The organism is Oscillospiraceae bacterium (genome assembly GCA_025757985.1).
Lineage (GTDB): Bacteria > Bacillota > Clostridia > Oscillospirales > Ruminococcaceae > Gemmiger.
Map to the genome: position 1 here is coordinate 971,904 of CP107210.1, position 22,530 is coordinate 994,433.

General features: G+C 59.1%; 15 protein-coding genes, 2 tRNA genes and 1 rRNA gene. 4 read left to right on the forward strand and 14 right to left on the reverse strand.

What is annotated here, in order from left to right:
* Positions 1–85: 85 nt before the first annotated feature.
* From OGM67_04925 to OGM67_04960, 8 genes are all read right to left on the reverse strand, one after another.
* Positions 86–162 (reverse strand) — tRNA-Ile (locus OGM67_04925).
* A 3-nt stretch (positions 163–165) separates the two neighbouring features.
* Positions 166–241: transfer RNA gene (locus OGM67_04930), tRNA-Ala, on the reverse strand.
* 146 nt (positions 242–387) lie between these two features.
* Positions 388–1,899, reverse strand: a 16S ribosomal RNA gene (locus OGM67_04935).
* A gap of 610 nt (positions 1,900–2,509) precedes the next feature.
* A complete protein-coding gene (locus OGM67_04940; protein UYJ35666.1) occupies positions 2,510–3,193 on the reverse strand; it encodes a sigma-70 family RNA polymerase sigma factor in 684 nt (227 codons plus the stop codon).
* A 31-nt stretch (positions 3,194–3,224) separates the two neighbouring features.
* Positions 3,225–3,659, reverse strand: coding sequence for an anti-sigma F factor (gene spoIIAB / locus OGM67_04945; protein ID UYJ35667.1), 435 nt, complete (start codon positions 3,657–3,659; stop codon positions 3,225–3,227).
* A 15-nt stretch (positions 3,660–3,674) separates the two neighbouring features.
* Positions 3,675–3,971, reverse strand: a complete 297-nt coding sequence (locus OGM67_04950; protein UYJ35668.1) for an anti-sigma factor antagonist — start codon at positions 3,969–3,971, stop codon at positions 3,675–3,677.
* Positions 3,972–4,122: 151 nt separating this feature from the next.
* On the reverse strand, positions 4,123–5,421 hold the full coding sequence (locus OGM67_04955; protein ID UYJ35669.1) for a bifunctional folylpolyglutamate synthase/dihydrofolate synthase: 1,299 nt from the start codon (positions 5,419–5,421) through the stop codon (positions 4,123–4,125).
* Positions 5,418–6,050, reverse strand: coding sequence for a VanZ family protein (locus OGM67_04960; protein UYJ35670.1), 633 nt, complete (start codon positions 6,048–6,050; stop codon positions 5,418–5,420). The genes OGM67_04955 and OGM67_04960 overlap by 4 nt, the downstream gene beginning before the upstream one ends.
* 173 nt (positions 6,051–6,223) lie before the next feature.
* Between OGM67_04960 and OGM67_04965 the strand changes: the two genes are divergently transcribed.
* Together OGM67_04965 and OGM67_04970 are read left to right on the forward strand one after the other, a co-directional pair.
* Positions 6,224–6,565 carry an arsenate reductase family protein gene (locus tag OGM67_04965; protein ID UYJ35671.1) on the forward strand — a complete coding sequence of 114 codons (342 nt, stop codon included), beginning with the start codon at positions 6,224–6,226 and terminating at the stop codon, positions 6,563–6,565.
* Positions 6,566–6,946: 381 nt separating this feature from the next.
* Entirely contained in the window at positions 6,947–9,655 is a 2,709-nt protein-coding gene (locus OGM67_04970; protein UYJ35672.1) for a valine--tRNA ligase, read from the forward strand.
* A gap of 253 nt (positions 9,656–9,908) precedes the next feature.
* Here OGM67_04970 and OGM67_04975 read toward each other — a convergent pair whose 3' ends face one another.
* From OGM67_04975 to OGM67_04995, 5 genes are all read right to left on the reverse strand, one after another.
* The gene (locus OGM67_04975) at positions 9,909–10,778 is read right to left on the reverse strand and encodes an RICIN domain-containing protein (protein ID UYJ35673.1); all 870 of its coding nucleotides are present in this window, start codon (positions 10,776–10,778) and stop codon (positions 9,909–9,911) included.
* A 250-nt stretch (positions 10,779–11,028) separates the two neighbouring features.
* Positions 11,029–12,960, reverse strand: coding sequence for an ABC transporter ATP-binding protein/permease (locus OGM67_04980; protein UYJ35674.1), 1,932 nt, complete (start codon positions 12,958–12,960; stop codon positions 11,029–11,031).
* On the reverse strand, positions 12,960–14,717 hold the full coding sequence (locus OGM67_04985; GenBank protein UYJ35675.1) for an ABC transporter ATP-binding protein/permease: 1,758 nt from the start codon (positions 14,715–14,717) through the stop codon (positions 12,960–12,962). The genes OGM67_04980 and OGM67_04985 overlap by 1 nt, the downstream gene beginning before the upstream one ends.
* Positions 14,711–15,229 carry a MarR family winged helix-turn-helix transcriptional regulator gene (locus OGM67_04990; GenBank protein ID UYJ35676.1) on the reverse strand — a complete coding sequence of 173 codons (519 nt, stop codon included), beginning with the start codon at positions 15,227–15,229 and terminating at the stop codon, positions 14,711–14,713. The genes OGM67_04985 and OGM67_04990 overlap by 7 nt, the downstream gene beginning before the upstream one ends.
* A 212-nt stretch (positions 15,230–15,441) precedes the next feature.
* Complete coding sequence (locus tag OGM67_04995; GenBank protein ID UYJ35677.1) at positions 15,442–17,241, reverse strand: penicillin-binding transpeptidase domain-containing protein; 1,800 nt, start codon at positions 17,239–17,241, stop codon at positions 15,442–15,444.
* A 185-nt stretch (positions 17,242–17,426) separates the two neighbouring features.
* Here OGM67_04995 and OGM67_05000 point away from each other — a divergent pair, with 185 nt between their 5' ends.
* The gene (locus tag OGM67_05000; protein UYJ35678.1) at positions 17,427–18,644 is read left to right on the forward strand and encodes an iron-containing alcohol dehydrogenase; all 1,218 of its coding nucleotides are present in this window, start codon (positions 17,427–17,429) and stop codon (positions 18,642–18,644) included.
* 258 nt (positions 18,645–18,902) lie between these two features.
* Positions 18,903–20,258 carry an MATE family efflux transporter gene (locus OGM67_05005; GenBank protein ID UYJ35679.1) on the forward strand — a complete coding sequence of 452 codons (1,356 nt, stop codon included), beginning with the start codon at positions 18,903–18,905 and terminating at the stop codon, positions 20,256–20,258.
* 84 nt (positions 20,259–20,342) lie between these two features.
* Here the strand turns inward: OGM67_05005 and rnr are convergent, their stop codons facing one another.
* Positions 20,343–22,478: a ribonuclease R gene (gene rnr, locus OGM67_05010; GenBank protein ID UYJ35680.1), complete on the reverse strand. Its 2,136-nt coding sequence runs from the start codon at positions 22,476–22,478 to the stop codon at positions 20,343–20,345.
* Between the last annotated feature and the right edge of the window lie 52 nt (positions 22,479–22,530).

Genomic DNA, 22,530 nt, shown 5'->3' on the forward strand with positions numbered 1-22,530 from the left:
GCAGTTCTATATTCAGTTTTCAAGGTACATCAGCTACTTGCGTAGCTCCATAAGGGATTTGTGGGTTGCCCTCACAGGCAACCTGTGGTGGGCTGAAATGGACTCGAACCATCGACCTCTCGGTTATCAGCCGAGTGCTCTAACCAGCTGAGCTATCAGCCCAAATGGTGGAGATAAAGGGATTCGAACCCTTGACCCCCTGCTTGCAAAGCAGGTGCTCTCCCAACTGAGCTATACCCCCGCGTTATTCACGTTTCGGGTTTCGCTGTCCCTTATGCTTTGAAGATCTCGCATTTCTGCAAGGCCTTCAAAATTGAACAATACTGAAACTTGCTTTCCTGTCCATTCAACCAAAGTCCAGCTTTGACTGAATGTCTGACTCCCTAGAAAGGAGGTGATCCAGCCGCACCTTCCGATACGGCTACCTTGTTACGACTTCACCCCAATCACCAGTTTTACCTTCGGCGGCGTCCTCCTTGCGGTTAGACTACCGACTTCGGGTCCCCCCGGCTCTCATGGTGTGACGGGCGGTGTGTACAAGGCCCGGGAACGTATTCACCGCGGCATGCTGATCCGCGATTACTAGCAATTCCGACTTCATGCAGGCGAGTTGCAGCCTGCAATCTGAACTGAGACGTTGTTTTTGAGTTTTGCTCCACCTCGCGGTCTTGCTTCTCTTTGTTAAACGCCATTGTAGTACGTGTGTAGCCCAGGTCATAAAGGGCATGATGATTTGACGTCATCCCCACCTTCCTCCGTTTTGTCAACGGCAGTCTCGCCAGAGTCCTCTTGCGTAGTAACTGGCAATAAGGGTTGCGCTCGTTGCGGGACTTAACCCAACATCTCACGACACGAGCTGACGACAACCATGCACCACCTGTCTCGATGTCCCGAAGGACTTCATGCATCTCTGCACTATGCATCGGATGTCAAGACCTGGTAAGGTTCTTCGCGTTGCTTCGAATTAAACCACATACTCCACTGCTTGTGCGGGCCCCCGTCAATTCCTTTGAGTTTCAACCTTGCGGTCGTACTCCCCAGGTGGATTACTTATTGTGTTAACTGCGGCACTGAAGGGGTCAATCCTCCAACACCTAGTAATCATCGTTTACGGCATGGACTACCAGGGTATCTAATCCTGTTTGCTACCCATGCTTTCGAGCCTCAGCGTCAGTTGGTGCCCAGTAGGTCGCCTTCGCCACTGGTGTTCCTCCCGATATCTACGCATTCCACCGCTACACCGGGAATTCCACCTACCTCTGCACTACTCAAGGCCAGCAGTTTTGAAAGCAATTTATGGGTTGAGCCCATAGTTTTCACTTCCAACTTGCCGGTCCGCCTGCGCTCCCTTTACACCCAGTAATTCCGGACAACGCTTGCACCCTACGTTTTACCGCGGCTGCTGGCACGTAGTTAGCCGGTGCTTTCTTGTTAGGTACCGTCATTATCGTCCCTAACGACAGGAGTTTACAATCCGAAAACCTTCTTCCTCCACGCGGCGTCGCTGCATCAGGGTTTCCCCCATTGTGCAATATCCCCCACTGCTGCCTCCCGTAGGAGTCTGGGCCGTGTCTCAGTCCCAATGTGGCCGTTCAACCTCTCAGTCCGGCTACCAATCGTCGCCTTGGTGGGCCGTTACCTCACCAACTAGCTAATTGGACGCGAGTCCATCCTGAAGCGAATAAATCCTTTTCCCGCAGATCCATGCGGATCCGTGGGCTTATGCGGTATTAGCAGTCGTTTCCAACTGTTGTCCCCCACTCCAGGGCAGGTTACTCACGCGTTACTCACCCGTTCGCCACTAAGCTTAAAAAGCAAGCTCTTTAAGCTCCGTTCGACTTGCATGTGTTAGGCGCGCCGCCAGCGTTCGTCCTGAGCCAGGATCAAACTCTTTATAAATGGTATTTAATCGCCATTTAAAAGCGTTAAATCGCTGTAATCACTCAGACACAATCGCTTGCGTCCTGTATGAATTACTTGTAAATTTGGAATTGATTTACGTGGGTTTCCAAACCCACGATCAAGGTTCCACAAGTTTCAGTTTTGTTCAATTTTCAAGGTCCTGCTGTGCTGTCGTGTCTCCGTGACAGCTTGTATATTATATATCAGAAACGCTTGATTGTCAAGGGGTTTTCTGAAAGTTTTTTGAAGAAGTTTTCTTCAAAAAACGCGTACAAACTGTTGATAGAAGCGCTTGCCGCGGCTTCCGCCGCGGGACAGCTTGATTATTATAGCAATGTGTATGACTGTTGTCAAGGGTTGTTTTTGATTTTTTCGACAAATTTTGAGAGGGATTTTTGGGCAAGGTGCATGTTGGGAATTTGCTGCGCATTGGCCACAAGTTGTGGTATCGGGTAGGTTGCGGGCCGGGCATGCCCGGCCCCTACAGGGTGGCAGGGGGTAGGTTGGTGGTATTGGCGTGGTGCGCGGGCGGCATGTATGCCGCCCCTACGGGTGGGCCGCTTTTTGAATAGTTTCCGTGAGGGGCAGGTTGGGTTGCAGCCGTATTTCACAGTGCTTCCAGCAGTTGTTCGCGCATCCATTTCAGGATGCGGCGCTCGCGGCGGGATATTTGGACCTGCGTTGTGCCTAGAACGCGGGCCGTTTCGCTTTGGGTCCGGCCTGCAAAAAAGCGCAGCCGGATAAGCTGGCGGTCCCCATCGCTGAGCCTGTCCATCACCTCCGCAAGGCCGATCCGGTCGGAAAGTGCCTCCTCCGGGGAGTCGATGGGCACATCGAATTCCTTCAGACCGTCCTCATCATCGGTGGGCGTCAGGCTCAGGGCCGGCAGCGCCGCCCGGATGGCGAGGGCGATCTGCTCCGGGGTCGTGCCCAGTGTTTCTGCCAGTTCTGTGACGCCCGGCTCCTGCCCGGTACGCTTCAGACAGCGCTCCCGCTCCTGATTGATCTTCAGTGACAGCTCCTTGAGAGAGCGGCTTACCTTGACTGTGCCGCCGTCCCGGAACAGCTTTTTGATCTCGCCCAGAATGACCGGTACGGCGTAGGTGGAAAAGCAGACGCCGCGGCCGGTGTCAAAGCCATCGCAGGCCTTGACCAGACCCAGACAGCCCGCAGCGTATAACTCCTCGTATTCGATCCCCCGCCCCTTGAACCTTCCGGCACAGGCGTGTACGAGTCCCAGATTCTTTTCGATAAATTCTTCACGCGGCAGCTGTCGGATATCGGCAGGCATGGCTGTCCCCTCCTTTTATATATGTAGAGGGTCAGGTGCGGGCCTGCAGGCGCTTTGTCAGGGTCACACGGGTTCCGCGCCCCGGTGCAGACGAAACCCGGACCTTATCCATAAAGCTCTGCATAACAGCAAAGCCGAGACCGGCTCGTTCCTCGGCGTCACCCGTTGTGAACATCGGTTCCATCGCCTTGGCGACATCCGGGATGCCGACACCACGGTCCGATACCGTAATACGAACGATTCCACCCTCATAGATGGCTGCTGTCACTGTCACAGGGCCGATATGATCCGGATAGGCATGCACGATACAGTTGGTCACAGCCTCCGACACTGCGGTTTTTATATCCGCCAGCTGGGGCACAGTCGGATCCAGCTGGACCAGAAACGCCGCCAGCGCGGCGCGGGCAAAGCCCTCATTGACAGAGCGCCCCGCGAAGGTAAGCTTGACCTGATTGAGCATCTTCATCGTCTTTTCCTCCGTTCAGGCGTAGGTTATGTGAGCAAGGTCGAGCATTCGCTGCACCGCCCGGGGCGGATTCTGGACGGTCAGCCGTCCGCCCAGCGCGCCGATATGCCGGCCGCGCCCCAGAATAAGCCCCACACCGGAGGAGTCCATAAAGGTGACGCCCGAGAAATCCAGCGTCAGCAATTCCGGAAGGCGGTCATCTATCTGCGCATCGATCTCCCGCCGCAGCGATTGGGCGGCGTGGTGGTCGATCTCGCCGCTGAGGTAGGCGGCAAGGGTGCCGCTGCCCGGGATGAAGGTTACTTTGGCCATGGAAGGTTGTCCCCTTTTGTAATAGAGTTGCAGCAGGTTGGCGGTTGAGGGTCGGGATGGATAAAATTCCCCCTACAGCATAAAGAAAAGCCTGTACCGTTATGATACAGGCTTCAGGGTGCATATTTTGTTGGAATTGTGCGGGCAGCGGTTATTTTTCTGCCTCCTTGAGGAGAAGTGGGCGGGCCTCCGCCGCAAGATAAAGCGAGCCGCAGACAACGACGCCCGCGAGGTTGTTCTCATCGGCGTAGTCGATGGCCTTGCGCAGGGCGTCGGCCACACTGTCGGCGGCCTCGGCGTCGGTGTGGAAGCGTGCCTCCTTCTGCAAGTCCTCGGCGCTCAGCGCACGGGGGCAGTTGGGCGTGACCGTGTAGACCTTCGCGAAGCAGGGCGCGAGGTCGGAAAGCATTTCCTTGTAGTCCTTGTCCGCCAGCACGCCGAACACGCCGACGAGGTTTTCCTCAAAATCGGCGCGGGTCAGCGTCGCAGCCAGCATTTTGGCGCCGTCCGGGTTGTGGCAGCCATCCAGCAGCAGCAGCGGATGGCGGCGCAGCACCTCGATGCGGGCGGGCATCTTCGCGTTGGCGAGGCCTTCGAGGATGGCATCGTCCGAAATATCGTAGCCGAACTCGCGCCAGAGCGCCAGCGCGATCTCGACAGCCATGGCGGCGTGGTTAGCCTGATGGGTTCCGGGCAGTCCCAGCGCCGCACGGTAGCCGCCATAGTCGATGCGGTTTTCCAGCCGCTTGCCGCGCAGCAGCGTCAAATCATCCTTGTCGGGCGTGATGATGCTGGTGTGGGCTTCGGCCGCAGCGGTCAGGATCGGCCCCATCGCCTCGGCAGGCTGGTCAGGGTAGTTGACAACGACCGCGCCCTCCTTAATGATGCCGGCCTTCTCGGCGGCAATTTTATCAAGGGTATCTCCCAGAACTTCCATGTGGTCATAGCCGATCTTTGTGATGGCAGCCACAAGCTTGTGCGGCACGATGTTCGTGGCATCGCAGCGGCCGCCAAGACCGGTTTCCAGCACCACAAGGTCGCACTTTTCGCGTGCGAACCAAAGCAGTGCCAGCGCCGTGACGGCCTCGAACTCGACAGGCATTTCGCCGCCCTCAGCCTCGATGGCATCCGCTGCGTCCATGACCTTCTCCGTCAGGTTTGCCAGCGTGCGGGGCGGGATCATCTCGCCATCGATCTGGAACCGCTCACGGAAGTCCACCACATACGGGCTGATGGTCAGACCGGTCTTGTAGCCCGCTGCCGTCAGGATGGAGGACGTCATGGCCGCAAGGCTGCCCTTGCCGTTTGTGCCCGCAATATGGATGCACTGCAGGTCCTTTTCCGGGTTGCCCAGGTGGTCCATCAGATTTTGCATGCGGGCAAGGCCGGGTTTCCCCTGCCCCATACGCGGCAGGGCGTGCAGGGCCTCGATTGCCTGTTGGGTCGTCATTCTTCGTCCTCCTCATCGTATTCGTCATCATCGGGTTCCGGGCGGTTCAGCTGCGCCTCATGGGCGCGGTGGGCAGCACGGCGCGCCAGCCGCTCATGCTCGCGGCGGCGCAGCTCCGCGCTCTCGGCGCGCAGAGCGCGGTTCTCCTGCTTGACGCGGATGAATGCGGTAACGCCGCGCACGATCAGCAGGATGATGAGTGCAAACAGCAGTCCCGCCACGACGCCGGACATATCGATCCAGACATCCACCACCGACGAGGTGCGGTTGGGGCTGTGCAGCTGGATGGTCTCATCCATCAGCGCCGTTGTCATACCGCCGAGCAGCGGCCAGCTCATGTGGCGCACAAAATGCTTTGTGTACACGCGGATGCAGAGCATCAGCAGAAAGCCCTCCAGCGCAAACTCCGAAAAGTGCGCGAGCTTACGGATCAGATGCTCCGACAATGGGCCGAGATGCACCTTGGCCAGCGCACTGTTGACCAGCTGCATGACGGCTTGGCTGCGTGCGGACGACTGGGCACCGTTTTCCAGTGAGTTGCGAAAGATAAACATAATGCAGGCGATCAGCGCCGCCGTAAATACCACGCGGAACAAGATCAGCCACGGACTGGTTCTTTCTTTTTCCATAATACTCCTTTATAGATACTCCTCTATAAACCTGTATTATAGCACGCAGCCCGCATAAGAGCAAGCGCCCTGCTGCAGTTTCCCTCATACTATAGGCCCGGCCTTGTAAGTTGTCAAGGTACGGTTTTTGTGGTATCCTAATGAAAAAAATGTATTTTGTGGGGGGAATGGCCATGAACATCCAGATTTTCGGCTCAAACAAGAGCTTTGACACCAAAAAGGCGCAGCGCTGGTTCAAGGAGCGCGGTATCAAATTCCAGATGATCGACATGAAGGAAAAAGGCATGAGCCGCGGCGAGTTCGACAATGTCTGCCGCGCCGTCGGCGGGTGGGCACAGCTTGTCGATGAGAGCGCAAAGGACAAGGACACGCTGGCACTGCTGCAATGGCTGGACGAAAGCCAGCAGGCGGACAAGCTGTTTGAGAACCAGCAGCTCATCCGCCAGCCCATTGTGCGCAACGGCAGGCTGGCCACCGTGGGGTACTGCCCCGATATATGGGAAAAGTGGGCGTAAGCGCATTTATTATCCGGCGATGCCCTTGACAAATTCCCCGCACTGCGGTACATTATAAGATACAAATGCAGTGCGAAAGAGTGTGCCCGAATCGTACTTTTGCAGCAAGCCGGGGGTTGATGCAAGCCCGGCAGAGCGCGGCGGGCGCTGTCACTTTCAAGCAGATGCAGTGAGAGGGGTGCTTCCCCTGCCAGCCGCATCCGGGTTTGCCGCCGTTATCCGGGCAGGCGGGCTGTTCGGCCTGCCGCAAAGCGGCCCGTAGCCGGGCAACTTGGGTGGTACCGCGACTTGAATTGATTCAGGCCGTCCCATGATAACTCATGGGGCGGCTTTTCTTTTTTGCGCAAAGCGCCCCGCACATTTATCAGGAGGTTTTATCACATGCCGAAAGAACTCGCCAAACAGTACGCCCCGCAGGGCACCGAGGACCGCATCTACCAGAACTGGTGCGACAAGGGGTATTTCCATACTCAGGTCGACCGCAGCAAAAAGCCGTTTACCATCGTAATGCCGCCGCCAAACGTCACCGGCCAGCTGCACATGGGCCACGCTATGGACGAAACCTGGCAGGACATTCTGACCCGCTACAAGCGGATGCAGGGCTACGCCGCCCTGTGGGTGCCCGGCACCGACCATGCCTCCATTGCAACCGAGGCCAAGGTCGTGGCCAAGATGCGCGAGGAGGGCCTGACCAAGGAGATGGTCGGCCGTGACGGCTTTTTGGAGCGCGCGTGGGACTGGAAGAACACCTACGGCAACCGCATCGTCAGCCAGCTGAAAAAGCTGGGCTGCTCCTGCGACTGGCAGCGCGAGCGCTTCACGATGGACGAGGGCTGCTCTGACGCCGTCAAGGAGGTCTTTGTCCGTCTGTACAACGAGGGTCTGATCTACCGCGGCAACCGTATGGTCAACTGGTGCCCCCACTGCAACACCTCCATCTCGGACGCCGAGGTCGAGTATGAGAGCAAGGACGGCAGCTTCTGGCACCTGCTCTACCCGGTCAAGGAGACCGGCGAGATGCTGGAGCTGGCCACCACCCGCCCCGAGACGATGCTGGGCGATACCGCCGTTGCCATCAATGCGGAGGACCCGCGCTACAAGCATCTGCACGGCTGCCATGTCGTGCTGCCCCTGCTGGGCCGTGAGATCCCCATCGTCTGCGATGAGCACGCCGACATGGAAAAGGGCACCGGCGTTGTGAAGATCACCCCCGCCCACGATCCCAACGACTTTGAGGTCGGCAAGCGCCACGATCTGCCGATGATCCGCGTGCTGACCTACGACGGCCACATGACCGGTGCCGCCGACAAGGCTGCCGTCGATGCCGAGAAGGCCGCCGGCCGCGCAGCCGCCGATGAGCCGGATGTTCTGGACTGCGGCAAATACGCCGGCATGACCGCGCTGGAGGCCCGCGAGGCCATTCTGGCCGATCTGGAGGCATGCGGTGCGCTGAAGGAGACCGAGCCCCTGACCCATGAGGTCGGCACCTGCTACCGCTGCCACTCCGTCATTGAGCCGATGGTCTCCAAGCAGTGGTTCGTCAAGATGGAGCCGCTGGCCAAGCCCGCCATCGAGAGCGTTGAGAAGGGCGAGATCAAGTTCGTGCCGGAGCGCTTCACCAAGAACTACATCAACTGGATGAAGGGCGGCCGCGACTGGTGCATCAGCCGCCAGCTGTGGTGGGGCCACCAGATCCCCGCGTGGTACTGCGATGACTGCGGCGAGACCGTAGTTTCCAAGGATGCTCCCTGCAGCTGCCCCAAGTGCGGCAGCACCAAGCTGACCCAGGACCCCGACACGCTGGATACTTGGTTCAGCAGTGCGCTGTGGCCCTTCTCCACGCTGGGCTGGCCCAACGAGGACGCCGAGGACTACAAGTATTTCTACCCCACCAATACGCTGGTCACCGGCTATGACATCATCGGCTTCTGGGTGTCCCGCATGATCTTCTCCGGCCTCGCCTACACCGGCAAGGCACCGTTTGACACGGTGCTGATCCACGGCATCGTCCGCGACAGTCAGGGCCGCAAGATGTCCAAATCTCTTGGCAACGGCATCGACCCGCTGGAGGTCATTGAGCAGTACGGCGCGGACGCTTTGCGCATGATGCTGATTATCGGCTCCACCGCGGGCAACGATATGCGCTACAGCGATGAAAAGGTGCTTGCCTGCCGCAACTTTGCCAACAAGCTGTGGAACGCCTCCCGCTTTGTGCAGATGAACCTGCCCGAGGACTTTGAGCCGGGCCTGCCCGCCGAGGATCTGCTTGACATGAGCGACAAGTGGATTCTGTCCGAGCTGGCCAAGGTCGCCGCCGAGGCCACCGCCAACCTTGATAAGTATGAACTGGGTCTGGCCGCCGAGAAGGTCGAGAACTTCATCTGGGAGGTCTACTGCGACTGGTATATCGAGATCTGCAAAACCCGCCTGAACGGCGAGGACGCGGCCGCCGCCGATGCAGCCCGCAAGGTGCTGGTCTATGTGCTGGACAAGGCGCTCAAGCTGCTGCACCCCTTCATGCCGTTCATCACCGAGGAGCTCTATCAGGCCCTGCCCGGCAGCGGCGAAACCATCATGACCGAGAAGTGGCCCGGTGATGAGAACATGAAGATCTGGGCCGAGGATTGCGCCGACTTTGAAAAGCTGATGGACTACATCAAGGCTGTCCGCGCCATGCGCGCCGAGATGAATGTTCACCCGGCCAAAAAGACGAGCATGATCATCGAGACCGCCAGCCCGGCCGCCTTTGAGAAGGGCGGCGCCTATCTAGCCCGCTTCGCCTTTGCGACCGATGTGACTGTCACCGGCAAGTACACCGGCAGCACCGAGGGCATGGTCAATGTGGCCACCCCCGATGCCAAGGGCTTTATCCCGATGATGGAGCTGATCGACCGTGAGAAGGAACTGGCCCGCCTGAACAAGGAGATGGCGAAGGCCGAGAAGGAGCTGACCATGTTCGAGAATCAGCTCAAGAACCCGAAGTTTGTCGAGAAGGCCCCCGCCAAGCTGGTGGAGGAGACCCGCGCCAAGCTGACCGCCGCTCAGGACAAGCTGGCCAAGCTCAAGGAGAGCATCGCGGCGCTGGGGTAAGTCTGAAGGCTTCCCCCGTGGGGGAAACTGTCATCGCAGGTGACTGATGAGGGCAGCGTTTCCGCCGCAGCTCGTTCACGGGCAATACTGGCACACTCGCCCCTCATCCGGCCCTTCGGGCCACCTTCCCCCGTAGGGGAAGGCTTTTCAGCCACAAACAAAAAATAACCCCGCCCCGTCAGGAACTGCATCCTGACGGGGCGGGGTTTTCTCGTTACAGCACAAAAATTGCAGGGAAAAAGTTCAAAGCAAATTACTTGCGGCGCTTGCCCTTGCCGCCCTTGCGGGTGTTGGCCTTGGCAGCGGCAGTCTTGACGGCCTCAACAGCCTTCTCAGCGGCAGGCTTCACAGTCTCGACCGTCTTTTCGACAACAGGCTCGGCGGCCTTGACAGCCTTCTCAACAACAGGCTTTGCGGCCTCAACAGCCTTCTCGGCGGCAGGCTTCACAGCCTCGACCGTCTTTTCAACAACAGGCTCAGCAGCCTTGACAGCCTTCTCGACAACAGGCTTCGCGGCCTCAACGGTCTTTTCGACAGCGGGCTTGGCAGCCTTGACAGCCTTCTCGGCGGCGGGCTTTGCGGCCTTGACGACCTCGGTAGCAGCCTTCTCGGCAGCGGCCTTGGCCTTGACAGTGGTGGCCTTGACGCTGGTCTTGGGCTTGCGGGTCACCTCATCAATGGTCCAGAACTGGTTATCGCCGTTGACATCGGCCCAAATCTGCAGCACAGTGCCGTTCTCGGTAGCCATGCCGGGATCCAGCAGCTTACCGGCCAGGTTGGACTTGATCTTAACGCGGCCGTCGTTGGTAGGCTCCACGACCCACAGCTGGCTGGAGGCCTGTGCGCCCTCCCACTGGTGGACGCGGGTGCCGTCGCTGACGCCGCCCATATCCAGATCCATCATCTTGCCGGTGAAACGGTTCTGGATGCGGTAGACGCCGTCACCCGCTGCGACAAAGCCCCACTGCTGCCACTCAAAGTTGGCATTGTCCATCAGCTGGATCTTTGCGCCGTTGTCGATGTTATAATCAGCAACCTCAACGACCTTGCCGTTGGCGGCGCTGATGGTGTAGAACTTACCCGCGGTAAGTACAGTCTGTGCGATCTTCTTTCTGGGTGCCATAATGCAATACCCTCCTGTTTATCATAAAAAGTAAACTACCTTCAGGGCGGCCGTTTTTTCCCTCAGGCCGCAGCGTAAGACACTGCATTTTGCGTGTCTACGCATCCTATTATAACCACTTTTTTCCTGTCCGTCAACTTTTTCGCGCTGTTGCGGCATTTTGCACAAAAACTGCCGGGGCAGCACAAGCTATCCCGGCAGTTTTGATTGATTTCAGGCTGATTTGCGACCTTTTTCGACCGCTGCCGTATCAGCTGTTCTCGGCAAAATTGCCGGTGTACAGCCGGTAATAGCGCCCCTTCTGGGCGATCAGCTCGTCATGGGTGCCGCGCTCGATGATACGGCCCTGCTCCAAAACCATGATGCAGTCAGAGTTGCGCACCGTGGACAGGCGGTGGGCAATGACAAAGGTGGTGCGGCCGTACATCAGGCCGTCCATGCCGTCCTGCACAAGCTTCTCGGTGCGGGTGTCGATGGAGGAGGTTGCCTCATCGAGGATCAGCACCGGCGGGTCGGCAACAGCGGCGCGGGCGATGGCCAGCAGCTGGCGCTGGCCCTGGCTCAGGTTCGTGCCGTCACCGGTCAGCATCGTGTTGTAGCCCTCGGGCAGATGCTTGATGAAGGTATCGGCGTTCGCCAGTCTGGCAGCGGCCATGCACTCCTCATCGGTGGCAGTCAGGCGGCCGTAGCGGATATTCTCCATAACCGTGCCGGTGAACAGGTGGGTATCCTGCAGCACGATGCCCAGCGAGGAGCGCAGCGCGTCCTTCTCAATGGCCTTGATGTCCAGACCGTCATAGTAGATCTGGCCCTTCTGGATATCGTAGAAGCGGTTGATCAGGTTGGTGATGGTCGTCTTGCCGGCGCCGGTGGAGCCGACAAAGGCGATTTTCTGGCCCGGGCGGCCGTAAAGGTTGATGTCGTGCAGAACGATCTTCTTCTCATCGTAGCCGAAATCAACATCCTTAAAGACGATGTCACCCTTCAGCTCGGTGTAGCTGGGCTTTCCGTCAGCACCCACATGTTTCCACGCCCAGGTGCCTGTGGATTCGTCCGCCTCGGTGACGGAATCGTCCGCCAGATATTTCGCGTGGACCAGCGTCACATCGCCCTCGTTGACCTCGGGCTTCTCGTCCAGCAGGGCAAAGATACGCGCACCGCCGGCCAATGCCATGACGACCGAGTTCAGCTGCATGGAGATCTGGCTGATGGGCTGGTTGAACTGGCGGTTCAGCACAAGGAAGCTGGCCAGCCCGCCCAGAGACAGATTGCCGCCGAAGCCGCTGATAACCAGCGCGCCACCGATGATAGCGCAGAAGACATAGCTCAGGTTGCCCAGCTGGCCGTTGACCGGCATCGCCACCAGAGAGTAGGCGTTGGCCTTGTCGGCGCTTTGGAACAACTCATCATTGAGCTTGTCGAACTCGTCGATGGCGATCTGCTCATGGCAGAACACCTTGACGACCTTCTGGCCGTTCATCATCTCCTCAATGTAGCCGTTGACCTTGCCCAGCTCCTGCTGCTGCCTGAGGAAGTATTTGCCGGAGTTTCCGGTCAGATACTTCGTGACCAGCAGCATAACGCCGACCATTGCCAGCGCCAGCAGCGTCAGAGGGATACTGAGGTAAATCATCGATGCCAGCACGCCGACCAGCGTGACGATCGTGTTGACCAGCTGGGGCAGGCTCTGGCTGATCATCTGGCGCAGGGTGTCGATGTCGTTGGTGTAGATCGACATGATGTCGCCGTGGGCGTGGGTATCAAAATATTTGATGGGCAGCGTCTGCATGTGGGTGAACATCTCGTCACGCAGATTCTTCAGCGTGCCCTGTGTGATGCGGGCCATTAAACGGTTCTGCACAAAGATAGCAGCAATACCGATACAGTAGAACGAAGCCACACGCAGGATGGCGGCGGCCAGACCGCTGAAATCCGTGCCGCCCGAACGCAGCAACGGCAGAATGTAACCGTCAATCAGCGTCTGGGAAAACATGACGCCCTGCAGCTGGGCAAACACTGCCAGCAGAATGCAGCAGAGCACGATGATGACCTGCGCCTTGTACTGATTCATGACATACCCAAGGATACGCTTGAACACCTTGCCGGGGTTTTCGACCTTGGGGCGGGGGCCGTTATTGCGCCCGCCGGGGCCGACTTTTACCACTTTCGCTTGCTGTGCCATCAGGCCTCCCCTCCCTTCTCATCAAAATCGCCGGAGCCTTTGGTCTGGCTGTTGTAGACATCCTGATAGATCGCGTTGTTTTTGAGCAGGTTGGCGGGGGTGTCAAAGCCGCTGACCCTGCCGTTGTCAAGCACAAGGACCCGGTCCGCATTCTCAACGGAGGAGATGCGCTGGGCGATGATAAACACCGTCGTGCCGGGGATCTTCTCGGCAAAGGAGTGGCGGATCTTCGCATCCGTGGCGGTATCGACAGCGGAGGTCGAATCATCCAGAATCAGGATACGGGGCTTTTTCAGCAGTGCGCGGGCAATGCAGAGGCGCTGCTTCTGGCCGCCCGAGACATTGTTGCCGCCCTGCTCGATGTGGGTCTGGTACTTATCGGGGAAGCGCTCGATAAACTCATCGGCGCAGGCCTGCTTGCAGGCGTCCTCGATCTCGGCGTCGGTGGCGCCGGGGTTGCCCCAGCGCAGGTTGTCGGCAATCGTACCGCTGAACAGCTCGTTCTTCTGCAGCACCATGGCCACATTGTTGCGCAGCGTGTCCAGATCATAGCTGCGTACATCGACACCGCCGATGATGACGCGGCCCTCGGTCGCATCGTACAGGCGGGGCAGCAGCTGCACCAGACTGGACTTGGCCGAGCCGGTGCCGCCGATAATGCCGATGGTCTCGCCGGATTTGATTTCGAGGTCGATATCCTCCAGTGCCTTTTCGCCGTCCTTCTTGTAGGCAAAGCTGACATGATCGAACTTGACCGAGCCGTCCTTGACCTCCATGACGGGGTCCGCACCATTCTTGAGGTCGGACTGCTCGTCCAGCACCTCGGCCACACGCCTTGCGGAGGCCATAGACATCGTGATCATGACAAAGACCGTCGAGAGCATCATCAGGCTCATCAGGATGTTCATGCAGTAGCTCAGCATGCTCATCAGATCGCCGGTGGTGAAGGCGGTCGCGCCGGAGCTGACAATGAGCTGTGCACCCAGCCAGGAGATCAGCAGGATGCAGCTGTAAACGGTCAGCTGCATGAGCGGGGCGTTCCATGCAAGGATCATCTCGGCGCGCATAAGCAGGCGGCGGACATTCTCGCTGGCCTTTTTGAACTTTTTGCCCTCAAAATCCTCGCGGACATAGGCCTTGACCACGCGGATGGCGGAGACATTCTCCTGCACGCTCTCGTTCAGGTCATCATATTTGCGGAAGGCCTCGCCGAAGTACTTGGTGGCGCGGCTCATGATAAAGACGAGCGCGCCGCCCAGCAGGATAACAGCGACCAGATAGACGCTTGCCAGCTCACGATTGATGGCAAAGGACATGATCAGCGCCACGATCATGCTGGCAGGCGCGCGGATCGACATGCGCAGCAGCATCTGGTAGGCGTTCTGGATATTCGTCACATCGGTGGTCATGCGGGTGACAAGGCCCGCCGTGGAGTATTTGTCGATGTTGGCGAAGCTGAAGGTCTGGATGTTGCGGAACATTGCGCGGCGCAGGTTGCGGGCAAAGCCGGTGGCCGCATGTGAGCCGGCAACAGCGCCCAAAATACCGAACAGCAGGCCGAAAAGCGCCGCCACGATCATCTGTGCGCCGACCGTGTAGATGACCTGCATATTGCCCGGCGTAACGCCGTTGTCAATGATGGAGGCCATCAGCCTCGGGATGATCATTTCCATGATGACTTCCGCGATCATAAAGACCGGTGTCAGCACGGATACCAGCCGAAAGCCTTTTGTTTCGCGTCCGAGTGTTTTTAACAAGTGGTATTTCCCCTCTCTTGTGTTATATTTCCTTCTTCCAGGATATGCTGCGCGTTTTTCAGCGTCAGCTCCAGCACAGCGCGGGCCGCGGCAGCCTGCTGCGGGTCAATGCCGGCCTGCAGATCATCCTCAAACTTCGCAATGCAGGCTTCGATCTGTTCATGGCAGGCACGGCCCTTGTCTGTAGCCACCAGCCGTTTCAGGCGGGCGTCCTTCTCAACCGCACAGCGGGTGATAAACCCGTCCTGCTCCATCCCCTGCAGCATCGCCGTCACGCTTGAGCGGCGGATGTTGAACCACTGCTCAATATCGCGCTGGTAGACATCCCGCCCGCTGCGGTTGCCGCGGACAATGTCGCCCAGCACCATGCCCCGCACACCGGAAAGATCCGGGTTGACGCCGGAAATGCGGGCATCGAGCGCCCTGCGTATGACCCGCGCGGTCTGGTTCAGCAGTGCGCCGAAGTGAACATCGGCACAGCAGCCGCATTCATTTTGCGATTCAACGCACATTTCTTCCCTCCTGTTCTGATTTTCAAGCAAAAATCAGTTAGATTTCTAATTGTTCGCAATCTAACTGTTCGTTTGCGCACTTTACAAGTATAGCACAGGTTTGGGAAATGTCAAGAGGGATTTTCAGCTTGTGCCCGCGTAAAAAGGCTCCCCTTACAGGGGAGCTGGCCAAGCCTGCGAGGCCTGAGGGGCTTTTCCCGTTTGCCATCACCCTACACCGTTGGTTTTATACCGATATACGGCAGCGCCTTTTTCAGCACCTCGGCACAGACCGGGCCAGAGAGAGCGCCGCCGCTGGTGGTCCAGCTGTGGGGTTCGTCCAGACAGACCAGCACCGCAATTTTGGGGTCATCTATGGGCGCGACCGACACAAAGCTTGCGATGCGCGCCCCCTCGTTGGCGCTGTCCAGCTTCTGGCTGGTGCCGCTTTTGCCGCCGACACGATAGCCCGCCACAGCCGCCTGTTTGCCGGTGCCGCCGGTCACAACGCCCTCCATCAGGCGGCACATCGTGGCCGAGGTTTCCTCGCTGATGACCTGCCGCTTCACCACAGGCTCTATCTCCTTTATGACTTGCCCGTCCGGCGCGGTGATTTTGCTGACGAGATACGGCTGCATCAGCTTCCCGCCGTTGACCACCGCGCAGACGGCCGTAAGCATCTGCAGGTAGCTCACCTTGCTGCTCTGCCCGAAGGAGCAGCTTGCCAGCTCCACCGGACCCATCCGGTCGGCCGTGTAGTACTCGCTGCGGCGTATCTCGCCCGGCAGGTCAATGCCGGTCGGCTCCCGCAGTCCAAATGCCGCGAAATAGTCGCAGAAGCGCTCCTTGCCAAGCCTCGCGCCGATCTGGATAAAGCAGGGGTTGCAGCTGACGGCCAGCCCCCTGGCAAAGGTCTCGCTGCCGTGGATATGGCCGTTGGCGCAGCGGAACCGTGTGCCCGCCACCGTGATCCTGCCCGCGCAGGTAAAATAGTCCGTGGGCTTGCAGGCACCGCTGTCCAGCGCCGCCGCAGCCGTAATAAGCTTGAACACACTGCCCGGCTCGTACAGGTCGCTGATGGCCTTGTTGCGCCACTGCGCCTGCTGCGCCCGCTGCAGGGCGGCGCTGCGTTCCTCGCCCTGCAGGGCGTTCACCGTATCACGGGCTTCCTTGTTTATAAGGCTGCGCGGTGAGTTGGGGTCGTAGTCCGGCTGGCAGGACATTGCCAGCACCGCGCCGGTGTGTATATCCATAACGATGCCGACACCCCGCTCGGCAACATGATGCTCGGCCACGGCGGCGGACAGCGCACTTTCCAGCCAGTGCTGGATCTGAGCGTCGATCGTAAGGGTCAGCGTGTTGCCGGGCACCGCATCCACAAGGGTCTGGTAGTGGGTTGGCATGTCGTAGCCCCATGCGTTTTTGGCGGTCAGGATGCGCCCGTTCTCCCCTGTCAGCTCGTCATTGTAGCGCAGCTCCAGCCCCCACAGCCCTGCATTGTCCACATCGGTAAAACCAAGGATACCGCCCATAAAATTCCCCTGCGGGTAGACGCGCTTTGTGTCCTGTCGGATCTGAACACCCTGCACACCGTTGTCGCGGCACCAATCCCGGACCGCATCGGCCATCGCCTTGTCCACGCGGCGGCGCAGCAGGCAATCGTTGGAGGTCCGCTGGCTGAATTTTGCCAGTGTTTCGGCGTAGTCCAGCTCCAGAATCTCGCTCAGCGCCCTTGCGGCAGGCTCCACGGCTTCGTCCGCCATCTCCCGCGGGGCGGCGCGGATCGTCCAGCAGGTCTCGCTGGCCGCAAGCAGCGTGCCGTCTGCAGCGTAGATCTCTCCGCGCGCGGCAGGCAGCGTGGCCCCGCGCAGCTGCTGGTCGGCGGCGCGCAGCGCATAGCCGCCGGGGTCGCGCAGCATCAATACAAAAAGCCGCACCGCCAGCCCGCCCAGACACCCGACCGCCAGCACCGCCGCCAGCAGCCGCGTGCGCAGGCGCATTTTTGTGTTCAGCTGCGGTGTGATATGACGCATAACACCAGCCCCCTTCCCCATACGATAAGCGTATGAGGACCCGACTGGCAAAATGCCGAATAATCGCGGAGAAGTTCTCCGTATTGACGATTGACCTTTTATACAAAAAAGAGGTATACTGTTAATACTTAATTGTGACATTTAATTGTCAAAGTACGGAGTATTATTATAAGGAGGCAATCCCTATGGCTAGATTTACTTTACCCCGTGACCTTTACCATGGCCCCAATGCACTGGAGGCATTGAAGACCCTGCCCGGCAAGCGCGCCATGATCTGCGTTGGCGGCGGCTCCATGAAGCGTTTCGGCTTTCTGGATCGCGTGGAGGCTTACTTAAAGGAAGCCGGCATGGAGGTCGAGCTGTTTGAGGGCATCGAACCCGATCCCTCCGTCACCACCGTCATGAAGGGTGCCGAGGCAATGCTGAAGTTTGAGCCCGACTGGATCGTAGCGATCGGCGGCGGCTCCCCCATCGATGCAGCCAAGGCGATGTGGATCAAGTATGAGTACCCCGAGATCACCTTTGAGGAGATGTGCAAGGTGTTCGGCATCCCGCCGCTGCGCCGCAAGGCACACTTCTGCGCCATCTCCTCCACCTCCGGCACTGCGACCGAGGTGACGGCCTTCTCGATCATCACCGACTATGACAAGGGCATCAAGTATCCCATCGCGGACTTTGAGATCACCCCCGATGTCGCCATCGTTGACCCCGAGCTGGCCCACACCATGCCCAAAAAGCTGGTCGCCCACACCGGTATGGACGCCATGACCCATGCGATCGAGGCGTATGTCTCCACCGCTAACTGCGACTTTACCGACCCGCTGGCCCTGCATGCCATTGAGATGATTCAGGCGGATCTCGTTGGCAGCTACAACGGCGATATGGAAAAGCGCGATGCCATGCACAATGCACAGTGTCTGGCCGGCATGGCCTTCTCGAACGCTTTGCTGGGCATCGTCCACAGCATGGCCCACAAGACCGGCGCCGCCTTTGCTGATTACGGCGCTCACATCATCCACGGTGCTGCCAACGCCATGTACCTGCCCAAGGTCATCGCCTTCAACGCCAAGGATCCCACCGCCAAGGCACGCTACGGCGTCATCGCCGACAAGATGCATCTGGGCGGCAGCAATGACGATGAGAAGGTCGCGCTGCTGATCAAATACCTGCGCGGCATGAATGACGACCTGAACATCCCGCACTGCATCGGCCACTACGGCCCCGACTCCTACCCCTGCGAGCAGGGCTTTGTCCCGGAGAATGTCTTCCTTGAGAGACTGCCCGAGATCGCCAAGAACGCCATCGCAGACGCCTGCACCGGCTCCAACCCGCGCCAGCCGAGTCAGGAGGAGATGGAAAAGCTGCTGAAGTGCTGCTACTACGACACCGAGGTCGATTTCTGATTATAACAAGCCCGCAGCTGCTTTTCTGCGCTGCGTGACCCCTGCCCCGGCCGCATAAAGCGGCCGGGGCTTTTGTGCGCCGCAAAAGTGGACAATATACTTGCGATTTGTTTTTTTGCGATTTTGGCTGCAAACGCTGTCGCCGCGGGCTTTTCAGCGCATTTTTGCCGCACAGCCCACCCATTGATTTCGCATACATTTTGCTGTATACTATCAGTGTAAAGCCTATGCAAAACGCATGTCAAAAGGAGCAATACCATGGCAGTCACCGCAAAACCGCAGGCACCCATGTTTACCAAACGGGCGCTGTTTACACTGATCTGGCCCCTTCTGCTGGAGCAGACCCTCAGCGTCACGATGGGTATGGCCGACACCCTGATGGTTGCCGGCGTGGGTGAGGCCGCTGTCTCAAGTGTTTCGCTGGTCGACAGCCTGAACATTTTGATCATCCAGATCCTGTCCGCACTGGCCACCGGCGGCGCAGTCATTGCCAGCCAGTATCTGGGCCGCAAGGATACCGAAAACGCCGGGCGCAGCGCGGCCCAGCTGTACAGCGTGCTTGGCCTTTCGACTGTGACAATGGGCATCCTCTGTATGCTGCTCTCCCGCCCGATCCTGCGCGGCGTTTTCGGCAGCATTGATGAGGATGTCATGCGGTTTGCCCAGCAGTATTTCCTTATCAGCGCCGTGTCCTACCCCTTCATCGGCCTGTACAACGGCGGCGCGGCTCTTTTCCGCGCGCAGGGCAACAGCCGCATCAGTATGCTGGCCAGCCTTGTCATGAATGTCATCAACATTGCAGGCAACGCACTGCTGATCTACGGCTTCGGCATGGGGGTCATCGGCGCAGCACTGGCCACCCTGATCGGCCGTGTCTTTGCCGCCGTGTTTATCCTGTGGCAGAACCAAAAGCTCTGCAACCCGCTGCGGGTCCAAAGCCTTGCCGACCTGCGGCCGCGGCGCACCCCCATCATGCAGATCCTCTCCATCGGCATCCCGTCCGGCCTTGAAAACGGCATGTTCCAGATCGGCAAGCTCTGCGTCAGCAGCCTGACCTCCACGCTGGGCACCTCGGCCATCGCGGCCAACGCCGTTGCCAACACACTTTCAACGCTGGCAAACATCCCCGGCAATACGATGAGCCTTGCCATGATCCCCGTTGTCGGCCAATGTCTGGGCGCAGGCGAGAAAAAGCAGGCCAAGCGGTATGTGTTTCTGCTGATGAGCATTGCCATGGTCGGTCTGGCCGCTGCCAATGCCGCACTGTTCTTCCTGATTCCCCTGCTCGTGGTCTGGTTCAACCTCTCGGCGGAGGCCTCCGCCCTCTGCACCATGGTCGTGCGCATGTTCAACATTGCCAGCGTCTTTTTCTGGGCCTGCAGCTTTACGCTGCCCAACGCCCTGCGCACCGGCGGCGATGCCAAATTTACCATGACGGTCAGCATCATAAGCATGTGGCTGTTCCGCGTTATTCTGAGCTATGTCTTTGTGCTGCAGTTCCATCTGGGGCTGGCCGGCGTCTGGCTGGGCATGTTCATCGACTGGCTCTGCCGCGACATCTGCTTTATCGCCCGCTTTATCAGCGGCAGATGGATGGAGCATAAGGTCATATAAAATACAAGCCTCCCCCGCCTGTGGTATGCGCAGTGCATATCACGGGCGGGGGAGGCTTTTTTATGGGTCAGATTTTTCGGGCAGTCACTCGACCATATACTCAAAGTCAATACGGCCCAGCGCCACATCGGCGGCGGCCACCTGAATCTTCATCGAGGAGCCGAGCATCCAGCTCTTGCCGGTCAGTGGGTCGAGCATGCTCACCCCGTCAATGACCTGCGGCTCGCCCTTGCAGAGCTGCGCGGCGGGCACAAAGCCCTCGACCGTGTTCTCCAGCTCAACAAAGACGCCGCGCGGCGTGATGCCTGCGACCGTGCCGGTATAGACCTCGCCCAGATGGTTGTGCATATACTCGGCCTTATACAGGTCCTCGACATCGCGCTCGATGCGGACGGCTGCAACCTCCTGCTTGCTGGACTTCTCGCTGGCCTGCTGGGCAAACTCGTTGAAGTCCTTCTGCAGCTGGCTGGCGGACGCACCAAGCAGCATCTCGCTCAAAATGCGATGGATGGCAAGGTCGGGATAGCGGCGGATGGGGCTGGTAAAGTGGGCATAGTCCGCCAGCACCAGACCGTAGTGACCAAGGGGCTGCGGTGCGTAGCGGGCCTTCTGCATACTGCGCAGGATGCCGGTGTGGACCGGGATCTGGATGGGCTGGTCGCGGGTCTCATCGAGCAGGGCGGCCAGCTCCAGCTGTGTCGGGATGGGGTTCTTGAACTTGGCGTTCAGCCCGCAGGCCAGCAGCGTGGCGGACAGCTTCTCCATCTTTTCGGCATCGGGGGCCTCGTGTACACGGTAGACAAAGGGCACCTTGTTGGTGCGGCCTGCGTTGGCGGCGCACTGGTTGGCCAGCAGCATGAACTCCTCGATCATGCACTCGGAGGTGCCGCGGTCACGCTTGACGATGTCCACGCAGCGGCCGTTCTCGTCCATGACAAGCTTTGCCTCGTTGGACTCAATGTCCATGCCGCCGCGGGCCTTGCGCAGCACAAGGCGCTTGCGGTACAGCTCGTCCATGGCGGGCAGCTGGTCCAGCACAGCCTCATATTTCGTCTTGAGGTCAGTCAGGTCGGCGTCTGTTTCAGATTCCGGGGGCTCCAGCAGGGCATTGATCTCCTTGTAGACACCCTTGACGCGGCTGCAGATGACGCTCTTGACAAACTTGTAGCTGCGGATCTCGCCGTTTTCGTCCAGACGCATCAGGCAGGAGAACGCCAGACGATCCTCGCCCTCGTTCAGCGAGCAGATACCGTTGGACAGCTGGGTCGGCAGCATCGGAATGACCTTGTCGGCGTAGTAGATGCTGGTCGCACGCTCGTAGGCCTCCTCGTCCAGCGCAGAGCCGGGGCGGACATAGTGGCTGACATCCGCGATGTGAACACCCAGCTCATAGCCGTCCTCAAGCTTCTGCAGGCTGATGGCATCATCAATATCCTTCGTCTCGGCAGAGTCGATCGTAAAGATGGGAATACCGCGCAGATCCAGACGCTTAGCCGCCTCGGTCGGGTCGATGACGGCATTATCGTATGCGTGTGCCTCCTCCAGCACCTCCGGCGGGAATTCCTGCCGGACGTTGCGGCCGTAGAGGATCGCCTTGGCACACTCGGAGGCGTAGTCGGAGGAGCCGAACTTTTCGACCACGGCGGCGCGGTGGTCGCTGTGGCGGTTGCCGCGGTGGGTAATAAGGAAGCCGACCTTATCACCCAGATGTACGCCCTCGCTCCCCTGCTTGGCCAGCAGGAACTTCACATCGCGGCAGCCGTCCGGCTCGACCGCCATGCGGCCGTCCTCAGACAGGCAGACCGTACCGGCAAAGCGGTTGTTGGGGACAGTGACCTCCACGACCTCACCCTCAGAGGAGCCCTCCACACGGGGATGGTCGAACAGCTTGACATTGATCTTGTCGTTGGGCATCGCGCCGTGCAGTGCGCGCCCCGGGATAAAGATGTCGCCCTCGCCGTCATCGCGGCTGGCAAAGCCGAAGCGGGCTGCCAGCTTGACCAGCGTGCAGGGAATGGCCGCCGGGGCGTTTGTGTTCTCATAGGTGGCAAAGCCCGGCACATAGGTGCCGTTGCGCATCGACAGCTCGCCGGTGGCGACCATAGCTGATACGCTGGTGCGCAGGCGGGAATTGTCCACCTGCAGGTTATTCTGCAGTTCACGCAGCGTCATGGGGCGGCGCTTGACTGCGTTTAAAATACTTTTCTGTAACGGTGTCATGTGTACTCCTTTAATTTACGCCGCACCGCCGTCCGGCGGTGCCCTTCCGATA